General features: G+C 48.2%; 11 protein-coding genes. 9 read left to right on the top strand and 2 right to left on the bottom strand.

All coding sequences use genetic code 11. The features are described from left to right. Positions 1-68: 68 nt before the first annotated feature. Positions 69-1448 carry a DNA repair protein RadA gene (gene radA, locus ACSTTG_RS03370; protein WP_438459033.1) on the top strand — a complete coding sequence of 460 codons (1380 nt, stop codon included), beginning with the start codon at positions 69-71 and terminating at the stop codon, positions 1446-1448. Between the two features lie 212 nt (positions 1449-1660). Then, complete coding sequence (gene fusA / locus ACSTTG_RS03365; protein WP_438459032.1) at positions 1661-3748, top strand: elongation factor G; 2088 nt, start codon at positions 1661-1663, stop codon at positions 3746-3748. A gap of 230 nt (positions 3749-3978) precedes the next feature. On the opposite strand, the gene ACSTTG_RS03360 is transcribed toward fusA, so the two are convergent. Both ACSTTG_RS03360 and ACSTTG_RS03355 read right to left on the bottom strand, forming a co-directional pair. Beyond that, on the bottom strand, positions 3979-5673 hold the full coding sequence (locus ACSTTG_RS03360) for an AMP-binding protein (protein WP_438473784.1): 1695 nt from the start codon (positions 5671-5673) through the stop codon (positions 3979-3981). Positions 5674-5802: 129 nt separating this feature from the next. Next, positions 5803-6537, bottom strand: a complete 735-nt coding sequence (locus ACSTTG_RS03355; RefSeq protein ID WP_438459030.1) for a helix-turn-helix domain-containing protein — start codon at positions 6535-6537, stop codon at positions 5803-5805. A gap of 502 nt (positions 6538-7039) precedes the next feature. On the opposite strand from ACSTTG_RS03355, the gene ACSTTG_RS03350 reads away from it, so the two are divergent. The 7 genes from ACSTTG_RS03350 to ACSTTG_RS03320 all read left to right on the top strand — a co-directional run bounded on the left by ACSTTG_RS03350 (position 7040) and on the right by ACSTTG_RS03320 (position 11938). Further along, the gene (locus tag ACSTTG_RS03350; RefSeq protein ID WP_438459029.1) at positions 7040-7204 is read left to right on the top strand and encodes a Flp family type IVb pilin; all 165 of its coding nucleotides are present in this window, start codon (positions 7040-7042) and stop codon (positions 7202-7204) included. A gap of 27 nt (positions 7205-7231) precedes the next feature. After that, positions 7232-7396 carry a Flp family type IVb pilin gene (locus tag ACSTTG_RS03345; protein ID WP_438459028.1) on the top strand — a complete coding sequence of 55 codons (165 nt, stop codon included), beginning with the start codon at positions 7232-7234 and terminating at the stop codon, positions 7394-7396. A 28-nt stretch (positions 7397-7424) separates the two neighbouring features. Beyond that, positions 7425-7589, top strand: a complete 165-nt coding sequence (locus ACSTTG_RS03340) for a Flp family type IVb pilin (RefSeq protein WP_438459027.1) — start codon at positions 7425-7427, stop codon at positions 7587-7589. A gap of 248 nt (positions 7590-7837) precedes the next feature. After that, positions 7838-8350 (top strand): A24 family peptidase, encoded by a 513-nt coding sequence (locus ACSTTG_RS03335; protein ID WP_438459026.1) that lies wholly within the window; start codon positions 7838-7840, stop codon positions 8348-8350. Positions 8351-8359: 9 nt separating this feature from the next. Continuing rightward, positions 8360-9715 (top strand): DUF8689 domain-containing protein, encoded by a 1356-nt coding sequence (locus tag ACSTTG_RS03330; RefSeq protein ID WP_438473783.1) that lies wholly within the window; start codon positions 8360-8362, stop codon positions 9713-9715. After that, positions 9712-10461 carry a Flp pilus assembly protein CpaB gene (gene cpaB, locus ACSTTG_RS03325; protein ID WP_438473782.1) on the top strand — a complete coding sequence of 250 codons (750 nt, stop codon included), beginning with the start codon at positions 9712-9714 and terminating at the stop codon, positions 10459-10461. Before ACSTTG_RS03330 ends, cpaB begins: the two co-directional genes overlap by 4 nt. A 10-nt stretch (positions 10462-10471) precedes the next feature. Beyond that, positions 10472-11938, top strand: coding sequence for a type II and III secretion system protein family protein (locus ACSTTG_RS03320; protein WP_438473781.1), 1467 nt, complete (start codon positions 10472-10474; stop codon positions 11936-11938). Positions 11939-11940 lie beyond the last annotated feature (2 nt).

Here is an 11940-nt window from a genome sequence, read left to right as displayed (position 1 = left end):
ACGGTGCACCTTTTATGTGGCACTTCGCTAGTATCAATGAATTTCTCAAATTTATCAAATAGGTAGCTATGGCTAAGGCAAAACGCGCCTACGTGTGTAATGACTGCGGCGCAGACTTTCCGCGCTGGCAAGGGCAATGCAATGCGTGCGGCGCATGGAACACAATTGCGGAGGTGCGACTTGCCGCATCACCAACAGTGGCGCGTAACGAGCGCCTGTCGGGTTATGCTGGCGCAACCAACGATGCCCAAGTACAAACGCTGGCGGAGATCGACTTGCAGGAAGTGCCGCGTTTCAGTAGTGGCTTTAAAGAGCTCGATCGGGTGCTTGGCGGCGGTGTCGTGCCGGGTGCCGCGATATTGATTGGCGGTAACCCAGGCGCTGGTAAATCCACCTTGTTGCTGCAGACTATGTGTACCCTCGCCAGTCAAATGCCAACGCTGTATGTCACGGGCGAGGAGTCGCTCCAGCAGGTGGCACTGCGCGCTTCGCGCCTAGGCCTGCCGAAAGACAACCTGAAGATGCTCTCAGAAACTAACGTCGATCGCATCTGTCAGATCGCCGAAAAAGAGCAGCCGCGTTTGATGGTGATCGACTCGATTCAGGTGATGCATGTTGCGGATGTGCAGTCTTCGCCGGGCAGTGTGGCCCAGGTGCGTGAGGCAGCAACCGCATTGACGCGTTATGCCAAACAGAACAATGTCGCGGTATTTATTGTCGGCCACGTGACTAAAGATGGCACGTTGGCCGGTCCTAAGGTACTCGAGCACATTATCGATTGCTCAGTGCTGCTCGATGGTGGCGCCGACAGTCGTTTTCGCACCCTGCGCAGCCACAAAAACCGCTTTGGCGCGGTCAATGAGTTAGGCGTATTTGCTATGACGGGGCAAGGCCTGCGAGAGGTGAGTAACCCTTCTGCTATTTTCCTATCACGCGGAGAAGAGGAAACCTCGGGTAGCTCGGTAATGGTGGTGTGGGAAGGCACGCGTCCACTATTGGTAGAGATCCAGGCGTTGGTGGACTATTCACAACTGGCCAATCCGCGCCGTGTTGCGGTGGGTCTTGAGCAGAACCGTTTATCCTTGCTGCTGGCAGTACTGCATAAGCACGGTGGTTTACAGATGGCGGACCAAGATGTATTTGTTAACGTTGTCGGTGGCGTGAAGGTGACAGAAACCAGTGCTGACTTAGCGCTCGTCATGGCATTACTATCTAGCTTTAGAGATAGACCTTTGCCAAAAGACGTGGTGGTTTTTGGTGAGGTAGGCTTGGCCGGCGAAATCCGCCCAGTGCCTAGCGGTCAAGAGCGACTTAATGAAGCCTTTAAGCACGGCTTTAAAAAAGCCATCGTCCCTGCGGCGAATATGCCAAAGGGCGGAATTGAGGGCATGCAGATTCACGGGGTAAAGAAGCTTTCGGAGGCTATCACGGCATTTGACGAGCTTTAGTGAGCGACCCTGCCCACATATACAGTGCTAGGTGAGAGTGATAGTTGTGGAAACGCAAAATTTCACCTAGCTTTACCTACCAGAGATATGAAATGCACGGTCCCAATCGACTGTGTAACTTTTTTTTCACCCAACGGCTCGCAGGGCTATGAGTTTTAACCGAATGTGATATACTCTGCGCGCACTTTATACCTTATTAACAGAGTAAGACAATGGCAGATTTATCGAAATACAGAAACATTGGTATTTTCGCGCACGTTGATGCGGGTAAAACAACTACCACTGAGCGTATCCTGAAGCTAACAGGCCAAATCCATAAAACTGGTGAGGTTCACGATGGTGAATCTACAACTGACTTCATGGATCAGGAAGCTGAGCGTGGTATTACAATCCAGTCAGCTGCTGTAAGCTGTTTCTGGAACGGTCACCGTCTAAACGTTATCGATACTCCTGGACACGTTGACTTCACAGTAGAAGTATACCGTTCTCTTAAAGTACTTGATGGCGGTATCGGTGTATTCTGTGGTTCTGGCGGTGTTGAGCCTCAGTCAGAAACTAACTGGCGTTACGCTAACGAATCAGAAGTATCTCGTATCATCTTCGTAAACAAGCTGGACCGTATGGGTGCAGACTTCTTTAACGTTGTTGGTCAAGTTAAAAACGTACTAGCGGCTAACCCACTAGTAATGGTTCTACCAATCGGTCGCGAAGACGACTTCGTTGGTGTTGTTGACCTACTAAGCCGTAAAGCTTACGTATGGGATGACTCTGGTCTACCAGAAAACTACGAAGTTCAAGATGTTCCTGCGGACATGGTTGACGACGTAGAGCAATACCGTGAAGAGCTTATCGAGACTGCTGTAGAGCAAGACGATGACCTAATGGAAGCTTACATGGAAGGTGAAGAGCCTTCTATCGAAGACATCAAGCGTTGTATCCGTAAAGGTACACGTGACCTAGCATTCTTCCCAACATTCTGTGGTTCTGCATTTAAGAACAAGGGTGTTCAGCTAGTACTAGACGCTGTTGTAGATTACCTACCAGCGCCAACAGAAGTTGATCCTCAGCCTCTAACTGACAAAGAAACTGGTGAGCCAACTGGTGAAGTTGCAACTGTTTCTGCAGAAGAGCCACTACGTGCACTAGCGTTTAAGATCATGGACGACCGCTTCGGCGCACTAACGTTCATCCGTATCTACTCTGGTGTTATGAAGAAGGGTGACACTGTTCTTAACGCTGCTACAGGTAAAACTGAGCGTATCGGCCGTATGGTTGAGATGCAAGCAGATGAGCGTAACGAGCTAACTGAAGCACAAGCTGGTGACATCATCGCTGTAGTTGGTATGAAGAACGTTCAAACTGGTCACACTCTATGTGATCCTAAGCACGAGTGTACTCTTGAGCCAATGATCTTCCCAGAGCCAGTAATCTCAATTGCTGTATCTCCAAAAGACAAAGGTTCTACTGAGAAGATGGGTATCGCTATCGGTAAGATGGTTGCAGAAGATCCATCATTCCAGGTTGAGACTGATGAAGAGTCAGGCGAAACTATCCTGAAAGGTATGGGTGAACTTCACCTAGACATCAAGGTAGATATCCTTAAGCGTACTTACGGCGTTGAGCTAGAAGTAGGTGCTCCTCAGGTAGCTTACCGTGAAACTATCACTCAACCAGTTGAAGATAGCTACACGCACAAGAAGCAGTCTGGTGGTTCTGGTCAGTTCGCGAAAATCGACTACCGCATCAAACCAGGTGAGCCAAACTCTGGCTTCACGTTCTCTTCTTCAGTTGTTGGCGGTAACGTTCCTAAGGAATTCTGGCCTGCAGTTGAGAAAGGCTTCGAAGGCATGATGGACAACGGTGTTCTAGCTGGCTTCCCAACGCTAGACGTTGAAGTTGAGCTGTTCGACGGTGGCTTCCACGCAGTTGACTCATCAGCAATCGCTTACGAAATCGCTGCTAAAGGCGCATTCCGTCAGTCTATGCCAAAAGCTGGCGCGCAACTTCTTGAGCCAATCATGAACGTTGACGTGTTCACTCCAGAAGACAACGTTGGTGACGTAATCGGTGACCTTAACCGTCGTCGTGGTATGATCAAAGACCAGCAAGCTGGTACTACTGGTGTTCGTATTAAAGCTGACGTACCTCTATCAGAGATGTTCGGCTACATCGGTCACCTACGTACTATCACTTCTGGCCGTGGTCAGTTCTCTATGGAATTCGGTCAATACGCACCGTGTCCACAGAACGTTGCTGAGCAAGTAATCGCAGAAGTTAAAGAGCGCAACGAGAAGAAGTAATTCTTTTTAAACGCTTAATAGCTTAAAAAAAGCCCCATCGGTTTTCCGGTGGGGCTTTTTATTTTTTTGGGGCAGCGCTTTTTTTCAGGGGCGGGGTTCGGGTTACACTTCGTTCCGAGGTGCCTTCAGGGTGCGAGGTTCGAGTCACACTTCGTTCTGAGGTGCGAGTAGTCACCGCGCGTGATCAGCCCCTCGCTCCCCGTAGCGAAGCGTCCCCGGACCTCGCACCTTTATTTAAGATCTTCTTCCCATTGAACAAGCACGCCTTTCGGCCAGTCTTGACCGATCTGGTGGTATTTTTTCTCTAGCTCGTGGCGTTTTATTTTTAGGGTTGGGGTTAGGATGCCGTTGGCGATGCTCCAGGGCTCTTTGATCATTAATACACCCTTGATTTGTTCATGGGACTCGAGCTGCGCGTTCATCTTGGCGATGACCTTATGTGAGCTTGCTTCGTATCTGGCCTTATCGAAGTTAGGGAAGGCATGCGGAACGACGAGTAATACCGGGGCGGGTAGCCCTGAACCAATCAGGCATAGCATCTCGACTCGGCTGTATTCGACTAGCTTCTTCTCAATAGGCACTGGAGCCACGAACTTACCCTTGGCGGTTTTGAAGGTGTCCTTTTTACGCCCTTGAATGGTCAAGAAGCCCTCTTCATCAATGAAGCCGATATCGCCGGTATGCAACCAGCCTTGTTCATCGAATGACTCTCTGGAGGCTTGGTCGTTTTTGTAATAGCCTGAGAACAAGCCCAGTCCTTTCACCAAGATCTCTTCATCATCGGCAATTTTCAGTTCAATACCAGGCCCTGCTTGCCCCACCGAGCCTATCTTGTCAGCACGAAATGGGTAATTGAGTGTGCTATAGGCAAACGATTCGGTCATGCCCCACGCCTCCGTGATATTCAGTCCAACGCTGTGATACCACTCGAGCAGCGCAGGAGAGACAGGGGCAGAGCCGCAGCCGAGTACACGCGCCTGATCCAGCCCCAATCCATCGGCAATTTTTCGCTTGATGATGTTATTAATGAAGGGCACTTTGAGTAAGATTGCGAGTTTTTTCTGTGGCAAGGTGTCTTGAATACGTTGTTGAAACAGGGTCCAAAGCCTAGGTACCGAGATAAATAAGGTCGGTCGGTGCATTTTGACATCTTGGATAAAGGTGTCCAAGGATTCAGGGAATGCGGTGGTGACGCCACCAGCGATGGATGAGCCAAAAATGTACACACGCTCGGTGATATGGGCCAGTGGTAGGTAAGAGAAAAGTCGATCGCTCGGCTCAATTCCTATAAGAGTTTTGAGTTGCTCGACTGACCAGCTGAAGGCCCCATAAGTCAGCATCGCGCCTTTAGGCAGTCCGGATGTTCCCGAGGTGTACACTAAAGACATGACTTTATCATCATGGTGCTCTGCTCTAAGTTCACTGGGTTGATGGTTAGTGATTAGGTCGTTGAGTTGATGTTGGCATGTAGGGGCGGTGTCATAGGGTAAGGCGATGGATATCAGCTCGGCTTTACTGTCTAGGACTTGTTGCGTCTCAGCAGGGTCATCGAGCTTTCCAGCCAACACCACCTTACTCTCACTGTGAGTTATACAGTAGTCAATCGTGTCAGCGGCGGCGGTTGGAAAGATAGGGACACTGACGAAATCACCCAGCATCAGGGCAAGATCGCAAATAAACCATTCAGCACAATTTTTTGATATCAGGGCAACTCTATCACCGGGTTTCACCCCAAGCTGCTGCAGTGCAGTGACCAATCGCAATGCCTTGTCTGCAACTTCAGAGAAGGTAAACTCGACAAACTGTCGGTTAATGATCTGCTTTAGGTACACCTCATCGGGGCGCTCTTGGGCCCACTTTAGGATCAATTCGTTGGGCGGGGGAAGGGTACACGATGTTTGAATAGCGTTACTGGGCTGACTCATTATTGGCGCTCCACTTTTTATGCATGGCCATCGTTTAGTGTGATTAATTTACTGAATCGATGGATGTTAATGTAATGTTAACCGTAGCATAGGTGTGCAAAAAGTAGAAACGCAACTCAGTGATTATCTTCAGTATTGTTGTCGGTAGCCCGCTGGTGTCAGACCGGTCTTTTTCTTAAATATTCGCGAAAAATACGACACGTCTTTATATCCGCACCGATAGGCAACGGAGGCAATTTTTGACTTGCGGTCTTCTATCAGTATCTGCTTTGCCATCCCGATACGCTTTTCAACCACGTAGTCGCGAAAGCTCACCCCCATTGTTTTGCGAAACAACTTAGAAAAATAGGTTACTGAGTAATGGCACTGCTCTGCGAGGTGTTCCTCCCGTATTGCATTAGGAAGGTTGTTGTTGATAAAGCGTACTACCTTGTCGATCTCTGGCGAACTCGATGGGATGATTGTCTCTGTTGCATCCCCCGTATCAAACGCAAGATCAAGATAATCACGGTTTAAATTCGTACTAAGGTTTGCCGCCCACTTGGCAGAGTCTCTCGAGGCTGTATTGAATGCCGAGTAGATATACTTAGATCCTGAGGTGACAAGGGAGCTCACAGAGCCAGAGTGGATTAGGATGACTTTCTTATTAAGGTTTTTACACAGACGCAATGCAGACTGGAGCAACTCAAGCTGATGTTGGCCCTCGAGGTAGAAGAAGCAATAGTAGACATCAGGCTCGCTGAGTACTGAGATATCCCCGCCAAGCTCAACAAGCTGAAAATGAAACTGCAGATCATTTCTAATCGCGCTAGGAACCCCAGAGCTGCTAGCTCCCAGCCAATAACCTTTATGCAAATTGTCCATCCACTCCCCTAGAAATCAACCTCTTGTCTGTATGATATAAGGTTAGGATCGCTCAACAGGCGTGTAAACCTGAGCGGTGTCTAAGGAGTGAAAATGAACAGTTTTTAACGATTCAGGTAGTACTTTCTAATTAAACCTTGACTGAATTAAGACTGAAAATAGACAAAAAGACTTAGTCTCAACACTTGGAATAGGATTTTTATGTTGTACGGTAAAATAAAAGTTATTTATTCCTGATTAAATAATTAATAGCTATTAATATCATGAATTTATAATCTAAAAATGAGTTTCTTATATCTGGGATTATAGCGAGCGTTTCATATGAAAATATTGATGTAAGCTATTGATTTAGATCTTATACACTATTGTTTATGACAACAAAGTACCAGAAATAATCAAGAAAGTCCTAACTCCAAAGTTTATTCGCTCCTAAATTATCACTTAATCACAGCGCAACGTGCCTCGGTTGGTACGGTGCAATATTCATAAGGGAGAGAGTGATATGTTTAACCTAGTAACTAGCATTAAAACGTTTATGCAAGATGAAGAGGGCCTTTCGGTTGTGGAGTACGTGGTAGGAGCAGGCCTGCTTGTTACTGCGATTGGCGTGGTATTTGGTGAGTGGGGCACCACTTTGGATACTGAGCTAGACAACGTATTCTCATAAACATTCACTCAGCAAGGAGAAAGTAAAATGAACAACATGATTAACAATATCAAAGCGTTTATGCAGGACGAAGAAGGTCTATCAGTGGTGGAATACGTCGTTGGGGCCGGTCTTCTGGTTACTGCGATTGGTGTTGTATTTGGTGAGTGGGGTACTACGTTGGATACCGAGCTAGACAACGTATTCTCTTAGGAACAAAGCGACAGACGGAGAGAGCGACATGCGTAATTTAGCAGCAAGCATTCTGAAATTTATTCAGAATGAGCAAGGGCTCTCGGTCGTTGAGTATGTCGTCGGTGCGGGGCTATTGGTTACAGCGCTAGGGGTTGTCTTCCTTGATTGGGGAACTCTGCTAAACACCGAATTAGACGACGTATTTTCATAGACTCATTTGAGTTAAGGGAAGAGCAAGGATGCAATAGCGAGTAAGTACCACTCTGTGGGGGCAGTGCCGCGAATCTCAACGTTCACATGCCCCCCCCTCTATCCGCTCATCCTTTCGCATAGAAATGGCTACAAAGATATCTGATTTTAGAGGCGATTATTTAAAGCACTTACATAGTCGTTTGCAAAATCAACCTATCTATATGGCTTAAAAGCTTTTGGACTCTTTATCGTTATGGAAGACAGATAATGTATTTATCAATCGTATGCTGGACCCTGTGGGTGCTGATAGGCACCTTCGATGCGCGGGAAAATAGAATTCCCAACCAGCTAGTGCTTCTGCTGATTGTTGCCTCACTGACCCAGCACTGGGCTCAGACCCATGACGTAGGCAGCGTGTTGGCAGCGGCCGGCTGCGGAGTTGTGGTCTTTGCGGGAGCGCTGGTTCTGCACTTACTCAAAATGATGGCTCCAGGTGACGTCAAGCTAATGGCAGCGTTTGGCTGTTTCGTTGGCTGGACAAGCATCGGCTCTGCATTGTATTGGGTGTGTGTTGCAACAGTCGTTGTAGGGTGTTTTTACTGGGTTCAAAAGCAAGTGTTTAATCTCGCGCAGCAACGTAGCGACGTGTCATTAGCACAGCACGTCATCGGATCTGCAATCGTGAGTGCGTCACTTAAGGGACACAGCAAGAAAAAAGCACTGATGCCTTTTGCTCCCGTGGTGGTGGTTGGCCTTGCATTACATAACTACTTTATTTAGGGGGCATGGATGACAGAGGCAATTTCAGGCACAGCAGGAGCGGTAACCTTTAAGGCGGTGGATGCGCCAGTACCGGCTGTACCCACTTCGTTCAAAGAGGTGGATATCCCAAGAGTCGTTCTAGATAACCTGATGCTCAAGATACTTTCGGCATACCCTAAGTCGGACGCAATGGAGCTGACACGCGCCATTGGGCTAAATAGCCATTTAGTTGATGAGATATTGGCTGACCTCAAGCGCAAAGCATTGGTCGAGGTGTATCAAGCTGATGGCGTATCTCCTCTGCACCAGAGCTTGGGGCATGTACGTTTCGCCTTATCAGAAGCGGGTATGGCCGCAGCAGACAACTGTTTTGCTCAAGACGCTTACATCGGACCAGCGCCCGTTTCAGCAATACAGTATGAGGAGATGGTACAGGCCCAAGACGTAAGATTGAATCAGATCTCGAGAACGGCGGTCTCTAGTGCACTCAAGGACGTTTATGGAGCAGAACGTATCATTAGTCTGTTCGGGCCAGCATTAAATTCTGGCCGGGCACTACTACTTTATGGAGATGCAGGGACAGGCAAGACCTTTGTTGCGAGCAAAATCCTAGCTTCTTTGGACTCGTCAGTTTTTATTCCCTATTCCGTCTATGCCTCAGGAAACATCATTAAGGTCATGTCGACCCAGCATCATACCGTGTTGGACGATGGTTGTCATAGGGATAGTGTGGTGTTCAAAGAGCAGTTTGACCGCCGCTGGGCGCGCTGCTCGCGGCCCAATATCCAGGTGGGCGGAGAGCTGACCATGGATATGCTCGAGGTCAATCACAGCGGTCACAACCGAGTATGGTTAGCCCCTCTCCAGATGATGGCCAACAACGGCGTGTTGGTGATAGACGATTTGGGTCGTCAGGCGATGTCAGTTGAAAGGCTACTCAACCGCTGGATCATTCCGATGGAGTACTGCTTCGATCAGTTCTCATTACCTAACGGTCAGCAGATGACCATTCCATTTATTTTAACACTGGCGTTCTCGACTAACCTCGATCCCGACGTCATTGGCGACCCAGCGTTTTTACGTCGCTTGGGTTACAAGATTCAATTCAAGCCTTTAGAGCAGCATGACTACCTTGCACTATGGCAAGAGGTCGCGCAGAACAAATCGCTGACAATTGATGAAAATACAGTAACACAGCTGCTCTCGCTGCATCGCCAGCGTGGGGTTAGCTATTACCCTTGCCTACCCAAAGACTTGGTTGGTATTAGTAGTGACATTATTGCCTTTGAAGAGGTAGCGAACGTGATTACACCAGAGATCTTGGCGACAGCTTGGGAGGTCTACTTTACGGCTGAAAAAAATGAGCAAGGAGGCGCCCAATGAGCCGGAGTCAATTATTTTTAATCTTCCTACTGTCGATCGTCTTGGGATTAGCAGCGGTATTTTTTGCCAAAAAATGGATGGATAGACAAGTGCAGCCGCAAGTAGAGGTAGAGGTGGTCGAGCGTGAGCCTGTTGTGGTTGCTGCTCAGGAAATCCCAGCTGGTACAGTGATTTCAAGCCAGCACTTAACCACCCGATTGCTCGAGAAAGACTGGCGTAGTGAGGAGCAGTACCCGTCAGAGGAACAATTAATTGGTCAGATTGCTGATACCACAATTTTTGCCCAGGAAATCGTAATCAAGTCTCGCGTAGCCCGACCTGGAGAAGGGTCGACCTTAGCAGCGCTAATCCCTGAGAATAAGCGTGCGGTAACGATCCGGGTTAATGATGTAATCGGTGTGGCGGGCTTTCTTTTGCCGGGTAATAAGGTCGATGTTTTGAATACCGTGAATTACTCAAAAACATCAGCCAACACCTCAACTATTTTACGCGACATCAAAGTCCTGGCGGTCGACCAAACAGCCAAAACCGATGATAACAAACCAGTAATAGTGCGAGCTGTTACGCTTGAGGTCACCCCGATTGAAGCAGAAAAATTATTGACTGCTCAAAACAAAGGTGACATTCAGCTGGCGCTGAGAAACCCGCACGATGACTACAAGCCAGTGGCAAGAAAGCGCTATGTTGCCCCAAGCGTCACTATCATCAAGGGCACAGAATCTTCCAATGTTCGAGTAAGCAACTAAGGTGTGACACATGAATAAAATAATATCCTTGCTGTTCGCGCTGTTAGTTATGAGTAGTAGCAGCATTGCGGCGACCAGCCAAACGGGACAAACGATCACCGTTCCTCATCACAAATCGATTCAAATCAACCTTGCGGGTAAAGCGAAAAAGGTCTCGCTCGGAGATCCTGAGGTGCTTGATATTGTGATGTTAAAGTCCAACGAGCTATTCCTAATCGGTAAGAAACTTGGCTCGACTAACCTAATGGCCTGGGACAGCCAAGGGCGCTTGATTGAGTCGGTGAATATTCAGGTTACCCATGACCTAAATAGTCTCAAATCGAAACTGTTTGAGTTTTTACCTAATGAGTCTATCGAGGTACATAGCGCACAGAACCGTCTAGTCTTGAGCGGCCAAGTAACGAATCAAGCGGCAATGAGTATGGCGTTGCGCATCGCAGAAACCTACGCAGCAGGGCAAACCGCAGATGAGGAAAATGAGTCTTTAAGCACCCAAGTCGATCAGACTGGGGTCATAAACCTGATGACGATAGGCGGTGCTCAACAGGTCATGTTAGAGGTGACGATTGCAGAGGTGCAGCGCAGCTTGGTGAGACGCTTTGATGCCGATTTTAACTTTTTCCAGGACAACGGCAGTTTTTCATTTGGAGCGACCTCTGCTGGCGGCGCATTATTAGGTGGACTCGGACCAATCCTTAATCCGCCCACCATTCAAGACACGGGGCTACTTGGCTCGTTTATCGATAGCAACACATTATTTACCTTTGCACTGGATATTGCCAAGCAAAATGGTACGGCCAAGGTGCTGGCAGAACCTAACCTCACCGCGCTGAGTGGCTCTAAAGCCGAGTTTCTAGCAGGTGGAGAGTTTCCCATCCCGGTACCTGATGATGATGGTATTACTATCGAATACAAAGAGTACGGCGTTGGATTGAAATTTATCCCAACGATTCTAAGTGACCAAAAGATCAACCTTAACCTAGCGGTCGACGTCAGTGAGATTGCAAACTCTAGCTCTCTCACCCTGCAACCAGGTGGCACTAACGGTACCTATGTGATTCCTCCTATTACCCGTCGTAGCGCCTCATCGACACTCGAGCTCGCTGATGGACAGACCATAGGGATTGCAGGGCTGTTGAGTGAAAACGTTCGCGATGTGATCGATGAAATGCCCGGATTTAGTGACATTCCAGTACTTGGGCAGATGTTCAATAGCCAAGAATATATCTCTGGCGAGACGGAGTTGGTCATTTTAGTTACACCTCGCCTAGCGAAGCCCGTTGATCGCAGTCGCATTACTTTGCCAACCGACGCATTTGTTGAGCCGAATGACTTTGAGTATTACCTCCTTGGTCGCGGAGCAAATATTGATACCGAAGCAGGATCACGGTCAGCTTCGAGTACATCATCTTCTTCAGGCTCAGTAATTGAGAACTCGAAAGGTGGTACCGAAGGTTCTTTTGGACACAGTTTATAGGG

Origin of the sequence: Vibrio glycogenivorans, assembly GCF_051660965.1 — a bacterium.
Classification (GTDB): Bacteria; Pseudomonadota; Gammaproteobacteria; order Enterobacterales; family Vibrionaceae; genus Vibrio.
The sequence above is the reverse complement of the archived record's forward strand: the minus strand, read 5'-3'. Positions and strand labels throughout refer to the sequence as shown.

Bases quoted from the DNA above. Each gene is read 5' to 3' on its own strand.
- ACSTTG_RS03345 (WP_438459028.1), top strand. From the start codon at position 7,232: ATGAACAACATGATTAACAATATCAAAGCGTTTATGCAGGACGAAGAA.
- ACSTTG_RS03330 (WP_438473783.1), top strand. From the start codon at position 8,360: ATGACAGAGGCAATTTCAGGCACAGCAGGAGCGGTAACCTTTAAGGCG.
- ACSTTG_RS03350 (WP_438459029.1), top strand. From the start codon at position 7,040: ATGTTTAACCTAGTAACTAGCATTAAAACGTTTATGCAAGATGAAGAG.
- ACSTTG_RS03320 (WP_438473781.1), top strand. From the start codon at position 10,472: ATGAATAAAATAATATCCTTGCTGTTCGCGCTGTTAGTTATGAGTAGT.
- ACSTTG_RS03355 (WP_438459030.1), bottom strand. From the start codon at position 6,537: ATGGACAATTTGCATAAAGGTTATTGGCTGGGAGCTAGCAGCTCTGGG.
- ACSTTG_RS03360 (WP_438473784.1), bottom strand. From the start codon at position 5,673: ATGAGTCAGCCCAGTAACGCTATTCAAACATCGTGTACCCTTCCCCCG.
- ACSTTG_RS03335 (WP_438459026.1), top strand. From the start codon at position 7,838: ATGTATTTATCAATCGTATGCTGGACCCTGTGGGTGCTGATAGGCACC.
- ACSTTG_RS03340 (WP_438459027.1), top strand. From the start codon at position 7,425: ATGCGTAATTTAGCAGCAAGCATTCTGAAATTTATTCAGAATGAGCAA.
- cpaB (WP_438473782.1), top strand. From the start codon at position 9,712: ATGAGCCGGAGTCAATTATTTTTAATCTTCCTACTGTCGATCGTCTTG.
- fusA (WP_438459032.1), top strand. From the start codon at position 1,661: ATGGCAGATTTATCGAAATACAGAAACATTGGTATTTTCGCGCACGTT.
- radA (WP_438459033.1), top strand. From the start codon at position 69: ATGGCTAAGGCAAAACGCGCCTACGTGTGTAATGACTGCGGCGCAGAC.